Origin of the sequence: Paenibacillus sp. 2TAB26 (assembly GCF_052115145.1) — a bacterium.
In the GTDB taxonomy this organism is placed as follows: domain Bacteria; phylum Bacillota; class Bacilli; order Paenibacillales; family Paenibacillaceae; genus Pristimantibacillus.
Genome location: NZ_JBFRGC010000016.1, coordinates 117395 through 139698 on the forward strand (window position 1 = coordinate 117395; position 22304 = coordinate 139698).

Consider the following 22304-nt stretch of genomic DNA (forward strand, 5'->3'; position numbering starts at 1 on the left):
TTCATATGGGTAAAGATGGAAAATAACTATAACTGTTTATTACTGCCGGGCTGTCTTTATTACAGTACAAACAAAAACCCACAACCTTATTCGGTCGTGGGTTAGTATTCATACTATAGCTCTAAGCATATAAACACTTACTGCTCAGAGCTCCTTATTGCGTAATTATATGCTCTCATCAGCGATTTATAACCAAGAGCCACAATAATCAGAGCGAGAATTCCTGCTGCTATTGCTACCGCGAATCCCGTTCGCGCACCAAAGTGATCCACGACCCAGCCAGCTGCGGATGATCCTAAAGCAACCCCGATTCCCATGCCTGTAATAGCCCAAGTCATTCCTTCCGTCACTTTGGATTCGGGCACAATTTTCTCCACCAAGCCCATCGTAACAATAATAGTAGGAGCTACCGATATCCCAGCGAAAAATACAGCTACTGCTAGCTTCGTTATATTATCTACAAATAATAGCGGAAGCATCGTTGCCATGGTAACCGCGGCAGCCCACAAAAACTGGCGATAAAGCGGAGTTCTGAGCCTAAGTGCACCATAAACCAAGCCAGCTAAGCACGAACCTAAAGCATAAACGGAAAGCACAATGCTAGCAGCTGCAGTATTTCCTTGATTTTCTGCAAAAGCTACACTAACAATATCCACGGTGCCAAAAATAGTGCCTAACGCAATGAGCGCAAACACCAACACCCGCAATGAGCCAATCTTAATAACCGAACCTTTATGATCTGAATGAAGGGGACGCACAGCAGGTTCTGTACTCTTTTGCATCGTAAACAGGATGACCCCTATGGCTAAAAAAACGATGGCTAGAAGCGGACCCGCTTCGGGAAACAGCATAACGCTTAAACCGACCGAAATGATTGGGCCAATGATAAAGCAAAGCTCATCCATCACAGATTCAAAAGCAAACGCCGTTTGCAGCTTCGGGGAGCCCCGGTACAGCTCAGCCCAGCGCGCACGAACCATTGCCGGCATACTAGGCATGCAGCCTGCAATTAAGGCAAACAGGAATAGCGTCCAATCCGGCGCTTCATATCTTGTGCATAGCAGCAAAAAAACGATAGATACTACACTAATCCCTGTAAATGGGAGCAGGATACGGGATTGCCCCAACCGATCTACCATACGGGAAATTTGTGGAGCCATTAAGGCCGTTGATAAAGCAAAGGTAGCTGCTACAGCACCTGCTAGCCAGTATTCGCCGCGCAGCTGCGACAACATGGTCACGATGCCAATGCCCATCATCGATATAGGCATACGAGCAACAAAACCTGCAGCTGAAAACCCTTTTGCTCCGGCAGCTTTAAATATCTCGTGGTACGAATTAGCCATGATGCACCTCCAAGCAGTAAGCGACTCGTACAACATTGTTCATTCCTTTTCTCCCCTCATATGAAAAACTTTTTATTTAGACTCTGTTTGATTTGGGAGTCGAAATATGAATTGACATACGCCGTGTATGTGAATAATATAAATACATACGGCGCGTATGTCAATGATTAAAAAAAGAATGCAAGCAGGAGGAAACATGGTTCGCAAAACGAGATCAGAAATGATTGCAGAAACTCGAATCAAACTAGTGAATGCCGCTAGAGAAGCATTTGGCACGATTGGGTATGCAAACACATCGATGGATGAGCTTACAGCTTCCGCGGGGTTAACGCGCGGTGCGTTATATCATCATTTTGGCGACAAAAAAGGGTTATTAGAAGCAGTTGTCAACGAAATAGATGCTGAAATGGATAGCAGATTAGCCGAAATTTCAGATACAGCCGAAGGAAATTGGGAAGGGTTCGTCGGTCGCTGCCACGCATATCTTGCCATGGCGCTTGAGCCGGAAATTCAACGAATCGTACTTAGAGATGCACCCTCGGCTCTCGGAAATGCTTATTCGCAATCATCTCAGTCCCAATGTCTCGCAACGATGGCTGATATGCTTCATCGTTTAATGATAGATCAAGTGATAAAGACGACAGATCACGAAGCTTTAGCGCGGTTATTAAATGGAGCGCTAATTAATACTGCGTTTTGGCTGGCCAACGCCGAAAACGCCGAGGATGACTTGAGTAAGGCTTTGCAGAGTCTTTCCCTCGTGTTAAACGGCTTGCTTCTGAAGGATCGTTCATAACATATAAAAGCGTGATGCACCTCAAATGCGCGAATGAAGTCCTTATTGCTTTCATCAAATGGTTGGAATAGCATTAAATTATTTGTGGTTATCATCTTCACAACATCCGAAATGCTGGAGGGAAATCATATGAAGTTACGTTTCGAGGGYCAGATTGCGGAGCTAATGCCTGGTACACAGCTGCTCATAAAAGAGCTGGGAATTGACTTGCAAGAGGACGGGCTGCCCGTTCATATTGAAGCATCCGAAGGTGAACTGGAAGTTGGCCTTGAACAGGACAAGGCTTATATTCGTTATGGACAAAAACATCAATTTTTCCGCGGACTTGGCTTGCTCATTCAACATAGCCGCAAGAGCAGCACATTCCATATTCGTGAGAAGCAGCAGTTCGATCAAATTGGACCTATGTTTGATCTTTCCCGCAACGCGGTGCTTACTTTAGACGGCTTTAAATCCATGCTGAATAAGATGGCTTTAATGGGAATGAGCACGGTCATGCTGTACATGGAGGATACATACGAAATTGAAGGCGAACCGTATTTTGGTTACATGCGGGGCCGTTATACGCATACGGAGCTGAAGGAGATTGACGACTATGCCGACCAATTCGGTATCGAAGCTTTCCCAAGCATACAAACACTCGCGCATCTGGAGGAATTTCTAAAATGGGAGCCGATTAAGCATTACCGTGATACGAAAGGCGCCTTGCTCGTCGGTGACGAACGGACAGATAAGCTAATCGAAAAAATGATTGATGCTGCCAGCTCGCCGTTCCGCAGTCGCAAGCTTCATATCGGAATGGACGAAGCAGAGGAGCTTGGCCGCGGCAAATATTTGGACTTGAATGGCTACGAAAGTCGCTTTACTATTATGACTTCACATTTGGAGAAGGTACTTGAGGTCGCTCGCAGCCGCGGCTTGAAACCGATGATGTGGAGTGATATGTTCCTCAAGCTCGCTTCCGGGAACGGCGATGAATATTACGATAAAGATACCTCCATTCCCGAGGAAATGGCCAGCCGCATCCCCAAAGACGTCGACATGGTGTATTGGGATTATGTACATTTGGAAGCTGAGGATTACGAGAGGGTTATCGCTAATCATCGGCCGCTCGGCTGTAATTTAGTATTCGCAGGAGCCGTTTGGATTTTCAACACATTCGGCGTGAATTACGGCTTATCGCTGAACGCTTCAGATGTTGCGCTGCAAGTATGCAAACAGCAAGGCATCCGCGAAGTATATGCAACCATGTGGGGCGACGACGGCAATGAGGGAAATCCTTTCGCAGCGTTGCTTGGTCTGCAGCTTTATGCGGAGCACGCTTACTCCGAACAAAAGCCAACGCAAGAACAGCTGGCGGAACGGGTTAAGTTTTGTACTGGAATAGAAGCAGAAGCTTTCATGCAGTTGAAGGATCTCGACGAAATTCCAGGATCGGAGCCAAACAACAGCAAGCAAAGCAACCCTTCAAAGTTTCTACTATACCAAGATGTGCTGCTCGGGATGTTCGACAAGCAAATTGAAGGGCTGGATCTGAACAGTCACTATGCCAACTTAGAGCTGCAAATTCATAATAAACGCGATAAGGATGCTGCGCTTGATTATTTGTTCGAGGTGCCTGAGAAGTTGTGCGCCGTATTGAAGCTAAAGAGCGAAATCGGCATTACGCTTAAGCAAGCCTATGATTCAAAGGATAATGATAAACTGAGACACCTAGCCATGAATAAGTTGACCGCTATTGCAGAGGCAGTACGTGAGCTTCGAATAGCACATCGCTCGCAGTGGCTGCGCATGTTCAAACCATTTGGTTGGGAAGTCATCGACATTCGTTATGGCGGAGTTATTAGTCGCTTGGATACTGCGTCCGTTAGGATTATGGACTATGTGGAGGGACGAATTGCGAGGATCGAAGAGCTGGAACAGGAACGGTTGGTGTACAGCACAGTAAACCGCTTCAACCACAAAGGAGTAGGCTGGTGCAGCTATTATTATCGGATGGCATCGCCAAACGTCTTCTTCCATGTTTTGAACCCTTTTTAAGTGAACTGAATGAATAATTAGACTAAAAGCCCGTGAACGGATGATGACTACACAATCATCGCCGTCACGGGCTTGTTTAATATGAAATGTATAAGCTCCAGCGTATACGAAAGCCTGCCCTAACCCTCTTGCGTCAAATTCGCGCTTGCCAAGAGCTCTTTAAAAGAGGTTATCTGCGGCGTCTTAGAACCGTAATAGAACGGGTTCGTAAAGGCGAGCAGCATTCCCGCTTCATCGCGAATATCAAAGCGATACCAGTTATACGCGCCTTCTTCCCAAGGTATAATCCATTCCAGCGCCGCTGGCGCTTCTCCCGCAGCCGCCGCAGAAACTTCCTTCACTGATTTAGCAATACCGTTGTGAATTAAGGTTACTCGAGCGAACACATCACTCGCTACACTTAATGTGCAGTTCACTTCATGGGATGCAGCAATGCTTTTCCCCAAACTAAACGCATCAGACAAATCACAGCCGAATCGGTAATCGTGGCCGCTGACTTGAATCGACGCTTCAAGCACGGGTCCGCGCGACACATAAACATGCCCATTTTTCACGCCTTCTAATATGTTGTCTGCACTCAAATCATCACACCATACATAGGTGGATGGGTCGCCAATTAAAGAAGGAATAGGGCTATCTTCATATTTATCTGTAGGCAGCATATGTGAGTCAGAACCGCCAATTCCCGTAATACGATAACCTTCATTCCAGCTTGCCGTCCAAAGCTGCAATGCCTTCTCGGTAGCGACAGTGTTTGGAGAAAAGGTCGGATCATTCCATATTTCCATGGAGTGTAATCCCTTTAGCTGCGTCTCCCCATATAGCCATGCCCAAGGTGCCAGCATCGGATGATTGATGGAGCAGACCGCTCCGAGCTCCGCCGCTTCCTTCATTAATCGGTCCATTCCCTGCTGCGTCGTCAAGCCACCGTCTTGTGCAGTCGCTCTCCAATCGATCCATTTCCTTAGACCAAGTGCATTCCAGTGCCCGTCACCAGCTGTGACTTCTACGCCGGGAATAACAAGTGCCTCTCCTTTCGCCCATGATGTAGACAGTACATTGTGATCCGTCGCTACAAAGAAATCCAGACCCTGCCTCACCGCTTGCTCACGATTCATAAGCTGTGTCATTTTACCATCGGACAATATTGTATGTGTGTGGAAATCACCTTTGTAATAGCGGCTCCCCGTCTTCCACACCTTCGCCCAGTCGTAGTTGTCCATCGTGACGCCAGCATCCAAATTGCCAGTGCTCCAATATTCACGCCCGCCCTGCAGCTGAGTCGATTCATATTCCGCCGGCAGAGCGCCATGTCCAAACTCCCATTCTGCTTCGAACATTCTGCCCTCTTCATTTGAAACCTCAAGCGTCCACATGCCTTGAACGATGGGACCCGGCATCGCTATGGGACTCGTAAATTCTACCTGCTTATGAACGACGATCAGCCGCTCGTTTCCACCATCTAGGAAGCAGAAACGGATATTGTTCTCTGCATCGAATAAATGCAATCTTCCCCACGAGTTTTCCTTCTCATACGTAAAGCGAATCGCAAGCCAGTCGTACTCTTCTTCAACCGCAATCGGAAAATAGCTGTTATTCTGCTCCAGCTTAACGGCAATTTGTCCTTTATTCATGGTTATTCACCTTCCATATCCTATAATTCTGTAACTATCCAAGCGTGCCTATTATTATAATTCCTGTGGTAATTGCGATCGACATCACAATCCGCATTTTCCCCTGCTGCTCTTTCAGGACTAAAATCCCGAGCAGCGTACCAAAGACGGTGCCGATCTCGCGTATTGGAGATAAATGAGACAGCGGGTCTAAATTCATAGCAAATAAAAATAACAAGTAAGAGCCTGCTCTCTTACTCCATTTACTCGTACCAGTAACCTTTTATTCCTTTTTCCATCCGCATAAGTGCCTCAAGGTAAAAGTAGTCTCCCCAGATCATAAAATCATCCGGCGCTGTATTGCCTCTTACATAATAAGAGCCATGCTTTAATAACCCTTCTGCCTCTTCTCCCATCGTGGAGTAATGACGAACAAGTGAGGTCATCGACAAATTCAGCTTCCGTTCAAATTCAGCGCGATCTGGATCGTTATCGTCCAGATGACTCATTAATTCCAGCAAGCCCGCGGCTGTAATCGCAGAAGCAGAGCTGTCTCGGTACGTCCCTTCCTCGACCTGAACATCAAAGTCCCAGTAAGCTACATCATCCTCTGGCAGCTTTGAGAGGAAATAGGCTGCCATCCGTTTCGCTGTATCCAAATACGCCTTATTTCCGGTGTAGCGATAGGCAAGTGCAAAGCCATAAATACCCCATGCTTGGCCGCGGGCCCATGTCGATCCATTCGTGTACCCTTGATGGGTTGCGCCGCCTAGCGCCTCACCGGTTTCTTCATTAAAAACGAAGGTATGATAGGAGCTGTCGTCACCTCGTACAAGGTAGCGGCGGCTTTGATCTGCCTGCTTAACGGCAACCTTATAATAACGCTCATCACCCGTTTGTTGATAAGCCCAAAATAACAATGGAAGATTCAAGAGGCAATCAATAATCATGCGCCCGCCATGCTTCTCGTCTCCAGCCAGTCCCCAAGCTTGAATGTATTGCCCTTTTTCTCTAAAGCGGCGCAAAAGTACGTCTGCCGCCTGTAATGTCAGCTCTCTTGCCTCCTCATCCCGCTCCAAAATCCACTGTGCTTGCGAGGATAAGGTGTATAAGAAACCGATATCATGATGATCTAGCACAATATGCTCTTCCATACGATGCTTGAAGCTCTTTACCGTGAGCCGAGCAGCATCTCGGTAAGCTTCATCTCCGGAATATTCGTAGCATAACCACAGCATTCCACTCCAAAATCCGTTTGTCCAATCTTCATTGTCATTGAGTTCATACTTGTTATTGACACTGACATGCGGGAAGCGAACCCCAAAACGCTGGATGTTCTTTTTCGTCTTCTCCATTGCATCTTCAATTGCCGATTTCCACATGTCCTTCCATCCTCTCAGCTACCGATTTATCTGATCCAGCATTCTCTTCACGATAGCGGCTGCTTCCGCACGAGTCGCTAAAGCCGCAGGGTTAAATCTTTGCTGATTGTCCCCTTGCAGCAGTCTATTATTTACCGCTGTTGCTATTTCCTTTACGCTCCATGGCGCAATTTTTTGGGAATCCGTAAAAATATGAAGTTGAGCAGTATCTGCCCCGGTCATCCAGTCTGGTTGAATCTTACTCATGACGCGAGCAATCAGCACCGCCAATTCTTGGCGCGTAATGGTTTGCTCTGGCTTAAACGAGCCGTCTGCATAACCGTTCATCAGTCCAGCCTCATGCACTCGAATAATATCATTCTCGTACCAACTGCCCTGCATGTCGCTTGCATCGGTGTACGTTAGATTTGAACCTTTCACACCAAGATCCAACATTCGAGAGATTATAGCAGCCATCTCTGCGCGAGTAATTTCCGCCTGAGGTGCGAAGGTATCTGCATTTCTTCCTTGCATAATAAACTTAGATGCCAAGTATTGTGCATCATCCTTGACCCAGTGCTTCCCAAGATCCGCAAATGTCTTGTTTGCTTCAACCAACAGGTAGGTTTGACCTGGCAGGCCGTCAAAGGTTGCTTCTACACTGCTCCCAACCGCTTTTAGCTTCATTGGAACTGGAACAAGCGCTTTGCGCTCCTCGTCATAACGCAGCCCCGCCAAATGAGCCGGAATTGCTTTCGTTTCTATCGTCCATTTCATTTCTAGCTTTCCAGCATTAATCAAGCTGCCGTACATTCGCTGCAAGGAGTCCGCCTCCACTACAACTTGGTCAGCGATATGAACGAGTGAAGCACCTAACTTTTTGGCATGGTCTGTAATCGTTGTTACTGTGTCTTCAGCAATAGGCTCCATTCCGATTCGCAAGCCATTGGTCACTTCAACATTATCCATCTGCTTTAGTGGAAGAGTAATAAACATATTGGGCCCGCTCAAAATTAGCATAGCTTCACGGTTCCACTCCAGCAGCTTCAAAATGGCAGCGGATGAGAGCTGAACGCTTTGGGCTCCATCCGGTATTGAAATTAAAATCTGCCCAGCCGCCAATTGCTCGTCTGTACTGACCATTTTTAATTCGCCGCCAAGCATGCCTTGAACCCGTTCTTTTATCGTTATCTCATTTGAACCTGAACCTCCAGGTGCCGGGCTCGGCGTTGGATCAGGAGTCGGTGTTGGTGTTGGTGTCGGATCAGGCTTTGGCGTTGGCTCCGGATCTGGTTTTACTTCCGCCGCCTCAATTACAATAGTCGCCGTCGCTTGATACCCCCCATCGACAGAAGCTGCAATAATCTCCACCTTGCCGGGCAGCACGCCTGTAACAACGGCTTGTCCATTATTAACTTGCAGCGTTGCTAAGGCACGATGCTCATCGCTCATAGTCCAAACGATTTGTTTGTTTTTTGCATGATCTGGTTTCACAGCCGCTTCAAGCTTCACTTGCTTACCCTGCTTTAGCGTTGCTTCTGGTGGTGTAACAGTAATCTCCGTCACCTTTGCACCCTCAGATGCCTTCATCTTCACTTCCAAATATGGCGCAAACGCAGCGTTTTCTTTACTCTTGATCTGTGTATTCAAGCCTTTCACGCCTGGCTGCTCAATCAATGCTAAACTTAAACGCTGATCACGCAGCAGCTCCGCTTTTACGGTGTCTGCCAGCTCATATTCACGCCATTTATCAACCTTTTGGAAAGCAATTGTGGAGATGGCATCACCATAAGCCGGTTGATTGCCCCACACCATCTCGGTCTCTTTCCAAGAATCGTCCTCAACGCGGTGAACACCGATCAAATTAGAATCGTATTTGGCATCGCCATCATTTATTTTTCCGTAGACCTTCAGCTTTACAGACTCCATATCACCAGAGATGCAGCTGAGGTCAAACTTCATGAAGGATCGTTGTGTATATCCCTCGCCATATTCACGCACTTCAACATAATCTTTGGAGCCATTATTCACATTGGCATGATTTGCTCCACTACGAACGAAGGTATCCTCCATCACCGGAATTTTAAAAATTTTACCTTCTTCCGGCTGCATGGCTTCCATATTGATCGTCTGGCTCGGATCAACCTTCAACGTAATCGTATGGACTTTTCCTGCTGATCCTTGCGTATGGATTGCCAAGCGAGTATACGGGAAAGTTTGCACGACCTGAATGCTCGGATCTTGTGCAATGATCTGCAATCCTATTTTACCGAGGTCAACCGTTACCATGCCTTGCTTCTGTGTAGGTTCAGCAATCGCAAGGGTAAGCTCACTGCCTTTTTCCTTCATTATCATGGAAATAGGTTTATCGGTCTTCACATACTGGAAAGCAGACGCCTGCCAGAAATTCAAACCTGTAACCTGCTGCTTTGTTTCTTTTACAGCATGAACCTTCTCCGTTTTAGCCAGTACTTGAATGTCGGGATTCGCTTCATATGCAGCCGTTTGCTCCGGCGTCTTGCCTGGAAGCAGCACATATTCATAAGTGCCAGCTGTCGGCAATATGCCATGCTCAATGGCAAGGCTTAAATAATTGCGCTTCACTACATCTGCTGGGCCACCCTTATTAATTTCGCTCCATGCTCCCTCGCGCGCTTCACGTTTGCCTGTCACTTTTTCTCCCGAAGGGAATACGTATCCAATATCAGAACCGACCGCATTGCCCTCCATATGAGCCCATTTCACATCCGTCATTTGCTCCTGCCAGCCTAAGCTTGTTGGCATCTCATGACCGTTCACAATAAGCTTATTGGTACCCGCTTCGGTCAGCTGACGGTTCTCAACGATTGTTTCAGTCATGCTCGCCGTGTTGTTAACAATATCAGAGCCTATTGCAACCATTTCATCATCAAACAAAAACCATGATTTTTTCCCTTGCAAGGAGCTCCCTGTACTGCCTGCAAGCGAGAATTCCATACCCACAGCCCCATAGTAATCATCGATTACTGAGCCGCCAACCCAGTCCTTGCCATTTATATAATTGCCCCATTCTGCGGGCTCTCTGTAAGAACGATCCGTTGTTGTTCCTGGCAGCCTATAGCTATCAATCGTTGGCCAATAATGATCACTAAACTGCTTCAAGTCGCTATTGTACACATTTGTCATTCCGATTCCGGTGTACCAGCCCTTCTTATTCTCGCCATTACCATATTCAAACGCTGCAATGCGATCCGAGAACATACTGATAGAAAGCCCGAAGTCAGGACGAAGCTGAACCGCACGATCCATACCTGCGAACATTTGCGTATGCACCAGCTCGCCGCGAGGAGCAACGCTGTCATCCTGCATTAATTGCTTTAATAAATGAAGTTCATATAATGGCAATCCTTCGTAATAGTTTTCAAATGTCGTGTCAGAACGTACCCATTCCTTCACCATACTTTTGGTTTCCTCTGCTATAGCTGGCGGGGCAGACTGAGCCAGTCGCAGAAGCGTCATTATAATGGAGCGCCCTGTAATATGATCAGAATCGGCAGCACGAGAAATGCTGCGACCTTTGACCGAGTCCAGAATCGCACCTTTATATAAAAGCGGTTCAAAAGAATCTTTTACCCAGTTATAAACATTGCTTGCACTCGGGTCTGAAACCGCCCACTCTGAATCTGCAAAAATATAAAATAAATCAGCCATACGTCCGAGCAATACCGCACCATAACCGCCAGTATACGCTATGCTTGTATGTTGAACGAGGGAACCATCCTCATAAAGCCCATCCCCCTTCTTCACATACAAGAACTCATCCGCAATCGAATCACGACCCTGCATGACTTTAGCGGCATGTTGACCTACAATCCCACGCAGCGTCACAACGAGTGCTTTATCAAGCAGGTTTGCTCCTGTCTCAATTGTTGCTGAATTCGCTACACGTTTTTTGGGGTCGGGCACGAACTTATCAATTGCTTCAATATATTTTGCAATTAAATCTGGCGGAATTGCATCATACATGAGCGACAGGATATTCATAATTTCCTGCGGTGTTCCGATCTCCCAATCCCACCAGTTGCCTGTAATCTTCTTGCTGGAATTGTATTGATATTTCAGCATCCATTCCATCGCCTGAATAATATCGTTTTTCAAGTCTTCATTTTCAAAAAGAGAGGAGCCTTTCATTGAATAAGCCAGCGAGAGATCTCGAATAATGCCGTACGCCCAGGAAATTCGCCACGAATCATTCTGTGTTTTGCTGATGACGTCTTCCCATAATACATCCGCATCAGCAGCTTTATTCAGCTTGTCCCATCTTCCGGTACCTTCTTTATTCGTCATTCGGTTTACTAAGGCTTCAACATTTGCAGCAAGCTCAGGATCATTCATATCAATCCCTTCTCCGCCAACCAGCTTTGCCGCCCATTTTTTGCGAAGCGTTTCATACGCTTTTTTCTGTGCTTCCGATTCTACCGTAACGAAGCTTTGTGCGGATACTCTACGATCGCTCGTCGCAGCAGTAATCACCGCCGTACCGTAATCATGAGCCGTTACCTCACCGTTTTGAACCGTTGCTACTAGCGAATTGGAGGAGCTCCAAATCAGGTCATCCATCGGTGCATTCGCAGGTGCCACAGTAGGAATCAGCTGGACCTTTTGCTCCTTATCCATGTTCACGTTTTGTGGGCTAAGCGCGATGGACGTAATATCTTTGAATGGAGTGAGCGTTACATCGTCAATCCATAGAGTTCCTGTACCCGTCTCAAAAAATATTTCAACTTTAAAGCTAGCAATTTGCGGCTTATCTGGAACCTGCAGCAGCAGTTCATAAGAGGTCCAATCCGTTGTCCCTCTTACATAAGGAAGATAAGGACCGTCTTCAATCTTTTTCCCATCAGCACCGCAATACTGCGTACGAATATATACGCCTTTACTCACATTTTCCGGCAGCACTTGATCCGTCTTCATCCAAGCCTGCAGCTTATAGGTCTGCCCTGGTGTAATCGGAACAAGCGGATCAGGAACGATGTCTGTTCTAGCAAGCTTGTCGTGCTTTACTTGCACTGATCGTGCTCCCGTGTGATAAACAGCCTCTGTAACGGATACATTCTGATTGCCTTCCATTGCGCGCCATACGCCCCAGCCCGTTGGTCTTCCTCCATCCTGCCAACCTTTATCCGGAATTAAGCTGCCTTCTTCAAAGCCGCCATTAGCAATCAAATTGACCATCGTATTCGGACTCGCAACCGCTTGTTCGCCAAGTATAGGCAGCCCCGCAAACAAAAGCTGAAATGCCATACAGCATACCACTACAATTGAAATAGACCTCTTCCTGATATTCATGAATGAACCCTCTCCAATCTCCAGTTCATGATGGTATTACTTTGCAATACTTTGCACTACCCCAAATCAGGTGTATCTTGAAGCGTCACTTGCAGCGTCTTCGCTCCATGCAGCTCGAACACTACAATTTCATTTGCACCGGTACGAAGCAGCGGACCTGGAACATAAAGCGTCTTCTGCGGTCCTGCTTCCCAGTAACGTCCAAGGTTGAAACCATTTACGAATACAATTCCTTTGGTCCAGCCTTCAAGTGCCAGGAAGGTATCTGCAATATTAGATTCCTGCTCGATGTGGAAGGAGCCTTGGTAGAAGGTTGGTCCATTTATGTCTTGTACTCGCTCTTCAGCAGCAGGCGCTTGCTCAAGTTGAGCAATATTATGAAGCGGCAGCGAATGAATTGTCCAATCAAATAGAAATTGGAAGCCTAATCTCACCCCTTCAGTAATCCCTTTATAATCTCGCAAATACGGTCCATAGTTGGTTCTGCCCATATTCTCGACTAGAATACGAAGATCTGCCCCGCCCTCCGGCACATCAAACTCGATTGGCTGTGGGTCCCAGCGCTCTATAACACCCTTATATTCTCCATCTAAAAATACGAGCGCGCGATCGTGAACCTCCTGCAAAACAAGTGAACAATTTAGTCTTGGGCCCGAAACTTTTGTTGTATATAAAATAAATCCATAATCTTGTCCGAGCTTCTCCATCGGTTCAGGGCAAGCGCGCTGCACCGGTGTCGACAGCAACGGCAGCACATCGAACAACGGCGCAACCGGCTTCATCTGAACATCGCCATATCCCATTTTGCGAACAGGCTCCGGAAGCGGCATTAACGCCGTGCCAAAATGTTTTGCGATTAGCTCCCTTAACAGGACGTATTTCTCCGTAATATCCCCCCACTCGGTTAGTGGACTATCATAGTCGTAACTCGTTACCGTCGGCTCATATTTCCCATGATTGTTGGCTCCATTATAGAACCCGAAATTCGTACCTCCATGGAACATATAGAAATTAACTGACCCGCCAGCATTCAGCATATCCTCAAATACTTGCACCGCTTCCTGTGCATCCCGCGTATGATGCGGCTTGTTCCAGTGATCGAACCAACCATTCCAATACTCCATGCACATGAGCGGCTTGTCCGGCTGAACTTGCTTTAAGCTGTTAAAAGCTTCCTCTGTTCTCGAACCAAAGTTTACGGTTTCAAGAACACCAGGAATCATCCCGCCCTGCAGCATAAAATCTTCCGGGCCATCTGAGGTAAACAGCAGAACGTCCATTCCGCGCGAAATCATGCTTTCCTTGATATGCTCAAGATACTTTAGATCATTGCCATAGCTGCCGTACTCATTCTCAATTTGCATTGCAATAATTGGACCGCCGTTTGTACATAACAAAGGCTTCAGCATCGGCAGCAGCACATCATAATAAGCATCTACTTTTGATAAAAATAACTCGTCATAGCAGCGTAAGCGCATTCCATCCTCAGCAAGCAGCCAAGCCGGCATGCCGCCGAACTCCCACTCCGCACAAATGTAAGGACTTGGACGTACAATGACATGCAATTCCAGCTCTGCTGCTATCTCGATAAACGCTACAATATCCGCCATACCCGTGAAACAGAACTTACCCTCCTGCGGCTCGTGCATATTCCATGCGACATACGTTTCAACTGTATTAAAACCGCAGGCTTTCAGCTTAAGCAATCGATCCTTCCAATACCCCGGAATAACACGGAAATAATGAATCGCCCCCGACAAAATCGTTATCGGTTTATCCTCATAAAGAAATTGATTACCTTGCACTCTGAATGATGCCATGTCATTTACTCCTCTGCTCATGAACTTGATGTATTTGACTTGCCATATCTACTTCGAATTTGCATGCTCGCCAATTAGACGGTTAATTTCCTCACGCTTGCGGATATACCATTCCGTCTCACGCGGATATGCTTCAAAGGATAGCTCCTGCGCTAAGCCATCTTCGAGCAAAGCAATTACCGCTTCTCGTGAGGTACTCCGCTCTAGAAGCTCAAGCGCTCGCAGATCCTGCAGCGCTTCTGTAAGCACCTCCAGCCTGATAGACTCAATCGGCCCTTCAGCACCTGGATATACGAGAAATGCATCCCCCGCTGGAAAACCGCCGCCTGCATCCGTCACTTGAAACGGATTAATCGGATACTTCGAGAACTGCGCATACCAGAAGTTGTAGCCCCAATGCAAGAAACCTGCAAGCTTCAGCTTGTACAGCTGCATGCCTAATACACGATTGCGCGAAGACGGCATATGGAGAAAGCGATTAGACACAAGCTTGTATTGGGCGCAGCAATAATACGACCATAATCCCTCTACCCCGTGTTCAAGAAATGGCTGAATCGCATTGCTAGCCGGAATGGGGTGCTTAATTAGACCACTTTCATAAAATTCATACTCTGAGAGTGCATCAATGATCGGAAATCCTTCCAAAATCGGTCCAATAAGCTCACTCGCTGCGCGATAGGTGTCCATGTCCGCAAGGTTTGGCTCATCCGACAGATGGAAATAAACCCGCTTCTCTAAACCGTTTTCTTTTATAAATGACACTAACTCATGCAAAAATAACGTAAGAAATTCGGTGTACTCCGAATCCTTGGAATCCGTATCCCAGCCAAACAGCTGCTTCTCCTGACCATCAACCGTGCCGACTACCTTCGGTGCATGCTTGGCACCCCATTGTGTAAAGAGATGAGAGAACTCAAAATATTTCACGCCGCTGCGGTCACACAGTGCAATCCAGCGCTTTAATTTTTCAAAAGTAAATCGGTAATCATCCCCCACGCGTTCAACTTGAACGAGCTGTACGGTTGGGCGGTCTCCTCCAATTTCCGTGTCTAACGGAGGGGTAAACAAAGGGGTCAAAATCATATTCATTCCATGTTTCACAGCGGTTTGGATGTACTGCTCAATCAAATGCCAATGGTACTCGCTAAATACGTCCGTTTTATAGTAGGTAGCCAAGCAGTCAACATGGAACCATTCGGTATGGATAAGTGACTGCTCGGGCAGTGCTGCCGCAATTACCTCCAGCGTAAATGTTTCCTCGCCTACTTGCTCGCCGCTATCATTGATGAGATAAATACGAATATCAAATAAACCTGCTTTCGCATCCATCGGAACCTCGACAGTTATCCATAAAGAACGCCATTGGCTTGGATAACCGGTTAAACCGCGGACTGCATCAAATGGGATTAATGCATCTGGATACAAGCCGGGCGTGCTTCTCAGCACATGATTATCTGCATCGTGATAGCTCACCATATTGGCGGGTACCAGCTCTACCGTTCGTACGGTCAATGCTTGCTCAAGCTCGGACTCCACCCGAACCTGCAGCTGCCGCATAAGTACATCTGCCCGATATGCAACCTGGAACGAATAGGATTCACCAAGCAGTGCCGAGCCTCTAGTTACCGCAGCTGCAAGCAGTTCTTCATCGGCGAATACTTTGATCAATGAACTGATACATCTCGTTTCCAGCTGCAAAGCTCCATTTAACTTTTCCACTTCATATTCCCCCTACATGATCTAATAAAAAAGATAAGCCCGGTAAACTCGACTGACCTATTCGAACTTACCGGGCTTATTTACTTACTTGCTTGCTAACGCTTTGTAAGAATCACTTGTTTCTTTCAGATGCTGCTGGAAGCTGGCGTCGGCTTTAAGCCCGCCAATAAACTTGTCCCAGTCCTCCATGCTTGCTTTGCGGATGACAACGTTTGTGTACATATCAACAAACTTCTTCTGCCAATCGCCGCCTTTTTCCATCCATACTTCAGTCGTTGGCAGCCCTGCAGCAGGATTCTTAATTGAAGATGCTGAGATGGTATCTACCAGCTGGCGGTTGTAATCTCTAACTTCTGCCGGCATGCCAGGTCCTTCAGCACGTTGATATTTGTTGAAATAACCGGAAATCCATTGTGCAGTCGTCGCTGTACCATATGCTTTTTTCTTGCCTTCATCGGTTTGAACGATTGAACCATCTTCCGATACGGTATAATCCTTGTCTTTAATACCATAGGTAACGAGATTGTAGCCTTCTTCAGTCGCCGTTTCGTTATAAACCTCAAGAATTTTCTTCAGCTTGTCTTCGCTAACCTTTTTGCTGACTAGGAACAATCCATAGTAGCCATATGCTTGTTCATTGTACTTTTTGCCGTCTTTGGCAGCTGGAATTTCATACGCCTTCAATTCTGCTTCAGGCTTAATTTTTTGCAGCTCTTGTCCGAAAATAAACGCTTCGTTAATATTGCCGAAGGAGATGCCCGCTTTGCCTTGAATCATCATTTCTTTCACTTGGCTTGGCTTCATCACTGGCAAGTCCGGCGTAATAAGACCATCGCCATACGCCTTGCTCCAGAATTCAAGCGCTTCTCTTGCTTCAGCTGTCAGCCAGTATGGCTCAAGACCGCCTTCAGCTGTTTCCTTCCACGCTGTGCCTGCGCCAAACATCGTCATCATATAAGGGCTGACACTCGCTTGCACCATACCAAAGGTATCGTTTTTACCGTTGCCGTCCGGATCATTTTTTGTAAAAGCTTCTAATACTTTGTAGAGCTCATCCATCGTCGTTGGTGCTTTCAGCCCCACTTTATCAAGCCAATCTTGACGAATAATGAGAGATTCATGTCCATCCAATGGGCGAACACGCGGAATACCGTAGGATTTACCCTTGAACTTAATGTTCTCAATCGCATTCTCCGGATAACCTGCTAGGTTCGGATAATGCTGCAAGAACGGGGTCAAATCCCAGAATGCACCCTGCTCAATCGCGGTTGAGAATGCAGGATCATTGATATCCTCGATAAGAATGACATCAGGCAAGCTCTTGGAAGCAAGCAAAGCATTCAGCTTCTCTTTATAGCTATTAATCGGATAAAAATCGATGCTCAGCTTTACATTTAGTTTTTCATTGAGCTTCTGGACACTTTCGAGATCACTGCTAGGAGATTCACCATAAGTCATCGTGCCAATATTAATATCAACTGGCTTTTGTTTACCCTCTTTATTGCCGGCCGATTTAGCTTCGCCACCATTCGAACAGCCAATTAAACTTGTCGTAAGAACGAGCGTCAAAAGCGTCATGCCAAAGCTTCTTTTTTTCATTTTTAAAACCCTCCCTTATTTGTAGTAAATCCCTATATAATGGTCGTTTGTCCGTTAACCCTTTACGGAACCAACCAGCATACCTTTTACAAAATACTTCTGCAGGAACGGATAAACCATAATGATAGGCAGAGACGCAACGACTACCGCCGCCATCTTGATCGTCTCTGGTGGGAGCATTTGCTCACTCTGCAGCATTGCAGCTACGGATGGGTCCGCTATATTGGTTGAAGCTTGAATCAGCATCATCTGCAGCACAACCTGCATCGGACGAAGTTCATCCGAGTTAATGTACAATACGCCGTTGAAGTACGTATTCCAGAAGCCTACTGCAAAGAATAGCCCAAACGCAGCGACTGCTGGCATCGAGATTGGAAACATAATTCGAAAGAAAACCCCAATATCATTGCATCCATCGATCTTCGCTGCTTCCTCCAGCTCCTCCGGCAATTCCTGATAGAAATTTCTCATCAAAAATACGTACCAAGCGCTCGTAATAGCCGGTAAAATCAACGCCCACACGGTATCGATAAGCCCCAAGCTTTCAACCAAAAGGAAGTTCGGAATCATACCCGGGTTGAACAGCATCGTCATTAGAATCGCAACGAGGAAAAACTTTTTACCGAAAAATCGTCTCCGCGACAAGGCATAAGCCAAAGCGCTTGTAACGATAATACCGATTGCCGAACCCACAACAGCCAAGAAGCCGCTGACCCCCAATGAACGCATAAACATTGGAGTCGATAAAATGTACTTATAGGAGGAAAGGCTCCACTTCTCTGGAATTATAATTAACGACTTTCTCAAATACTCCGAGGGATCTGTAAAGGAAACAACAATGACATATAGAAAAGGCAGCAGCGTGATGAGTCCAATTAGACCAAGCGCCGTATAAATAATACCGTTTGTCACTTTATAACCGAGGGACTTATGCATTAGTAAAGACCCTCCTCACCGAATTTTTTAGCTAAACGATTGGCTGTAACGACAAGGATAAGACCAACCACCGATTTAAATATGCCCACGACCGTCGCATAACTGAAGCGACCATTTTGAATGCCCGTTCGGTATACATACGTATCAAATACATCAGCCACATGTGATACAGGAGAACTCATCATTAAGTAAATTTGTTCGAACCCAACCTCCATCACTTGTCCAAGCCGCAAAATGAGCAATACAATAATTGTGCTCTTTATGCAAGGCAGCGTAACATTCACAATTTGCTTCCAACGGTTTGCACCATCAATTTGCGCTGCCTCATACAAGTCTTGATTAATACCCGCAATGGCAGCGAGGAAAATAATTGTGCCCCAGCCTGCTTCTTTCCAAATGCTCTGTGCAGTCAACAAACCCCAGAAGTAATTCGGCTCCGTCAAGAAACCGATCGGTTTGCCACCTAATTCGACAATAATCTTGTTAATAATACCATCGCTTTGTCCGAGGATTATAAAGCAAATCCCTGCAATAATGACCCAAGACAAAAAGTGCGGTAAATAAATAATCGTTTGAATCGTTTTCTTAAATGTGCGATTGTGAACCTCATTAATGAGAATAGCGAGAACGATGGGAATCGGGAAAAAGAAAACAATGTTCAGCAAGCTAATCGCCATCGTATTTCTAAATAAAAGCAGGAAGTCTGGATTCGTGAAAAACTCATTAAAATATTTGAATCCGACCCACTCGCTTTGCCAAAAGCCTAAGTATGGGGAATAGTTTTTAAAGGCTAACGCCAGCCCCCATATGGGCAAGTACTTGAAAATAAGAAAGAAGAGAATACCCGGGAGCGCTAATACGTACAAATATTTTTCTCGACCTAAAATGACTTTAAATTGAGACCACTTTGAATCTCTCGTTTTTTGCCACTTAGGTTCATGTCCTTGTGATAAACTTGCGTTCGCTAATTCAGGATTAGATTGCGGCAAGGGTTTCACCACCTCCAACAATTTTGTTTAAACTTGGCTGCTCATATGGTTTCATGTCTGCATCTTACAAGCCGAAGCTTCCGCCGGGCAATGACCAATTCTTATTCGCTCAGAACGACTGAGCAATAATTGAGAATCCCTTGCTGCTACTCGGTTTGTGGATGCTTCGAGTCTCATTAATTAATCTCTTTAACCCCTGCCAGATTATAAATTCACACCCCCTAAAATCAAAAAAAGGCTTGCAAGATGGAGAGGTTACAATTCTCTCACTCTTAGCAAAGCCTTTTTGAAATAAGCCTATTCGATTTTGTTTGGCAATTTACTTGCGATGCATCTCTCGATATTGCCCAGGCGGCAAGCCTACCTGCTTCTTAAATACGCGAATGAAATTTTTAGGGTTGTAGCCTACCTGCTCCGCTATTTCATTTACGAGCAAATCCGTCGCTTCGAGCAGCTCCTTCGCTTTCGCTACACGAACCTGTGTGAGGTACTCGATAAAGGAGATATCCATGATCCTTTTAAACAGCTTGCTTAAATATTGCGGTGTCAGATTACAAATCTGCGCACACTGGTCCAGAGAAATATCAAGATTATAATTTGCCGCAATGTAGTCTGTAACTTTTTCGATAAGCTGCTCATACTCTTGATTCCGCTTGCCGCTCACGGACATCATAATGGGTTCAAATATACGATCTATCAGCCACTCATTAATGGAATGAATCGTTGCACATGATCTCATATCGAAATTGAGCTCACTAGCGGTTCTTCCAAATAGCTGCTCCGGACTCATGTTCATTAAATAGACGGTTCGTAAAGTCGTAGACAACAATTGATCATACGACATCCTAATAAGCTCGGGATTATGCACTGCAGATTGCACTTTATTGGAAAAAGCATCAAGCAAACGCTTCGTTTCAGCGAGATCACCGACCTGTAATGAATCGATAAGATGGTTCTCGATCTCCGCTGGATAACGATACATCATTGAAACCGCAAGCCCTTTGCTCTCAATAATCTGATTGCCGCCATTAATCATCCTCGAATAAATAGCAAGCTGCGCCTCACGATATAAATCGGGCAATTCCTCTACCTGCGAGGTTGCACGACTTAACCCAATCGTTGCTGGAGATTGTAGAAAATGAGTAATCTGCTGTCGTATTTTTTCAATGCCAGACTTCAAATTGTTTGACCATGCATTCATTTCTTCATTTTCTGTCCACAACCAAACCACAACTTGATCATTTAATCCATTAATGACCAAGCCTTCTAGCTGCTGCTGCTCCAGCAATTCTGTCGTCATATTTTTTATAATAAACAAAATTAAATCCTTATCCGACTCTTGAAACTTGCCTGCGTCCGATAGGTGATCATATGAAATAATAAAAACAGCTGCGCATTGTGTCTCTGGAATAGCATATCTGCGCAAAAGCTCATGCAAATGTTCACGTCGTTCATGACTAAATTGCCCTTCCAATAGCCTTAATGCAAACAACTCCCGAATAAGTGGAAACTGCTGATTGATTTGGCCTTCCAGCTGACTCGCCTTACTGTTAATTTCCTTCCACCGCTGCTGCACATAATTAAATTCGTCTGTCCCCATATCCGCTTGTTGATTATCACTAATATGAGAGACCAGCTTCCGAATCGGACTATATACCCTTTTCGTGCCGATCATCGCGAGCGCAATTCCCGCAGCAAGAACAACAAGCACGATGCCAATCGTTATACCCGCAATCTTCCTTGCGCTGCTGTAAAGCTCCGCTGTCGGAATCATATCCACAAACAGCAGCTTCTTGATTGGAGATACCATAGAAGTAACTAAGTACTCCCGGCCCTGCCATTGATATAAAAACTCTTGCTTGCCCTCGTGTGCAACCGTTATCAATTCAAACAAATCTTTAGGCACTTCAGATCCATTCATATGGAATACGAGCTGGCCGCCTTCATCGATGACAAACATATGCTGGTTCTTGTATTTCACAAATTTTTTAGTTAGAGATTCAAACGCTTTATTATCAATAATGACTTGAATAATATCGATCGGATCTTTTGTATGTAATGGAATTGTACTCGTTAAGGTAATACCAGAATCGTACACTTGACCGCCTTGGGAATAACCAGCCTGCCAAACTAATTGCTGATTGTTTTCCAGCAGCTTCTCATACTTTTCCCGTTCCACTGCCGACTCCATTTTTTTGCCACCGTAAGTAGATGAAATCAAGTATTTCTCGTCCAATGTATATAGCGAAATATCCTTAACAAGTGGGTTTCCGTTCATAAAAGCCAACATGTTCTGATAGATACTCGAATAAAAACCGGAATAATTGGTACGTTTCATTTCCTTCAAGTCTGAAGTGAAGAACGAGCTCAGCTCCAGCTGAATTAAGTTATTCTCTACTCTTTCAAGCCCATTATCAATGGTCTCTGAAGCGTAGCTTAAGACCTGGGTAATGTCTTGGCTGGCATTATCTTTAGCCGTTTTGGAAGTTAAAATATAGCTGGTGATCCCAAGGATAATGATAGGAATGATTGATGATAATAACGTAAAAACAATCATTTTGCGATAAAATGATGGATACTTCAGAAAGCTTTTACGATTAATTATTCGGTTACCTTCTATAAGCTTCATTCTGTCGACTCCTATGTTGATAGACTTTGCTCCTCAGCACAGCGTACAAATCATTTGAAATGAAGTCAATAATTATTAATGAATTTATCCAATTTACATGCTGCTGAACAAATGTCCACGCAAACAGC

The 22304-nt window shown here is 45.6% G+C and carries 12 protein-coding genes and 1 pseudogene; 2 read left to right on the forward strand and 11 right to left on the reverse strand.

The features are described 5' to 3' along the window. Window positions 1-137: 137 nt before the first annotated feature. On the reverse strand, window positions 138-1346 hold the full coding sequence (locus AB4Z50_RS19345; protein WP_441881162.1) for an MFS transporter: 1209 nt from the start codon (window positions 1344-1346) through the stop codon (window positions 138-140). 196 nt (window positions 1347-1542) lie between these two features. Here AB4Z50_RS19345 and AB4Z50_RS19350 point away from each other — a divergent pair, with 196 nt between their 5' ends. Continuing rightward, the gene (locus AB4Z50_RS19350) at window positions 1543-2142 is read left to right on the forward strand and encodes a TetR/AcrR family transcriptional regulator (RefSeq protein WP_441881209.1); all 600 of its coding nucleotides are present in this window, start codon (window positions 1543-1545) and stop codon (window positions 2140-2142) included. Window positions 2143-2271: 129 nt separating this feature from the next. Further along, window positions 2272-4182, forward strand: a complete 1911-nt coding sequence (locus tag AB4Z50_RS19355) for a beta-N-acetylhexosaminidase (protein WP_441881163.1) — start codon at window positions 2272-2274, stop codon at window positions 4180-4182. Between the two features lie 119 nt (window positions 4183-4301). On the opposite strand, the gene AB4Z50_RS19360 is transcribed toward AB4Z50_RS19355, so the two are convergent. The 10 genes and pseudogenes from AB4Z50_RS19360 to AB4Z50_RS19405 form a co-directional block, all read right to left on the reverse strand. Next, complete coding sequence (locus tag AB4Z50_RS19360; protein ID WP_441881164.1) at window positions 4302-5816, reverse strand: CehA/McbA family metallohydrolase; 1515 nt, start codon at window positions 5814-5816, stop codon at window positions 4302-4304. A gap of 34 nt (window positions 5817-5850) precedes the next feature. Then, window positions 5851-6042, reverse strand: a pseudogene (locus AB4Z50_RS19365) (DMT family transporter); the annotation flags it as partial. A 16-nt stretch (window positions 6043-6058) separates the two neighbouring features. Beyond that, window positions 6059-7177, reverse strand: coding sequence for a glycoside hydrolase family 88 protein (locus AB4Z50_RS19370; protein ID WP_441881165.1), 1119 nt, complete (start codon window positions 7175-7177; stop codon window positions 6059-6061). A gap of 18 nt (window positions 7178-7195) precedes the next feature. Further along, window positions 7196-12484, reverse strand: a complete 5289-nt coding sequence (locus AB4Z50_RS19375) for a polysaccharide lyase family 8 super-sandwich domain-containing protein (protein ID WP_441881166.1) — start codon at window positions 12482-12484, stop codon at window positions 7196-7198. A 56-nt stretch (window positions 12485-12540) separates the two neighbouring features. Continuing rightward, window positions 12541-14304, reverse strand: a complete 1764-nt coding sequence (locus AB4Z50_RS19380) for a glycoside hydrolase family 35 protein (protein ID WP_441881167.1) — start codon at window positions 14302-14304, stop codon at window positions 12541-12543. Window positions 14305-14352: 48 nt separating this feature from the next. Further along, entirely contained in the window at window positions 14353-16023 is a 1671-nt protein-coding gene (locus AB4Z50_RS19385; RefSeq protein ID WP_441881168.1) for a DUF4091 domain-containing protein, read from the reverse strand. Between the two features lie 84 nt (window positions 16024-16107). After that, the gene (locus AB4Z50_RS19390) at window positions 16108-17622 is read right to left on the reverse strand and encodes an extracellular solute-binding protein (RefSeq protein WP_441881169.1); all 1515 of its coding nucleotides are present in this window, start codon (window positions 17620-17622) and stop codon (window positions 16108-16110) included. Between the two features lie 54 nt (window positions 17623-17676). After that, window positions 17677-18558, reverse strand: coding sequence for a carbohydrate ABC transporter permease (locus AB4Z50_RS19395; protein ID WP_076270687.1), 882 nt, complete (start codon window positions 18556-18558; stop codon window positions 17677-17679). Next, entirely contained in the window at window positions 18558-19547 is a 990-nt protein-coding gene (locus AB4Z50_RS19400; RefSeq protein ID WP_441881170.1) for an ABC transporter permease, read from the reverse strand. The genes AB4Z50_RS19395 and AB4Z50_RS19400 overlap by 1 nt, the downstream gene beginning before the upstream one ends. Before the next feature lie 319 nt (window positions 19548-19866). Beyond that, on the reverse strand, window positions 19867-22176 hold the full coding sequence (locus AB4Z50_RS19405; protein ID WP_441881171.1) for a helix-turn-helix domain-containing protein: 2310 nt from the start codon (window positions 22174-22176) through the stop codon (window positions 19867-19869). Window positions 22177-22304: the final 128 nt, after the last annotated feature.

Bases quoted from the DNA above. Each gene is read 5' to 3' on its own strand.
- AB4Z50_RS19390 (WP_441881169.1), bottom strand. From the start codon at position 17,622: ATGAAAAAAAGAAGCTTTGGCATGACGCTTTTGACGCTCGTTCTTACG.
- AB4Z50_RS19375 (WP_441881166.1), bottom strand. From the start codon at position 12,484: ATGAATATCAGGAAGAGGTCTATTTCAATTGTAGTGGTATGCTGTATG.
- AB4Z50_RS19345 (WP_441881162.1), bottom strand. From the start codon at position 1,346: ATGGCTAATTCGTACCACGAGATATTTAAAGCTGCCGGAGCAAAAGGG.
- AB4Z50_RS19350 (WP_441881209.1), top strand. From the start codon at position 1,543: ATGGTTCGCAAAACGAGATCAGAAATGATTGCAGAAACTCGAATCAAA.
- AB4Z50_RS19360 (WP_441881164.1), bottom strand. From the start codon at position 5,816: ATGAATAAAGGACAAATTGCCGTTAAGCTGGAGCAGAATAACAGCTAT.
- AB4Z50_RS19370 (WP_441881165.1), bottom strand. From the start codon at position 7,177: ATGTGGAAATCGGCAATTGAAGATGCAATGGAGAAGACGAAAAAGAAC.
- AB4Z50_RS19405 (WP_441881171.1), bottom strand. From the start codon at position 22,176: ATGAAGCTTATAGAAGGTAACCGAATAATTAATCGTAAAAGCTTTCTG.
- AB4Z50_RS19380 (WP_441881167.1), bottom strand. From the start codon at position 14,304: ATGGCATCATTCAGAGTGCAAGGTAATCAATTTCTTTATGAGGATAAA.
- AB4Z50_RS19395 (WP_076270687.1), bottom strand. From the start codon at position 18,558: ATGCATAAGTCCCTCGGTTATAAAGTGACAAACGGTATTATTTATACG.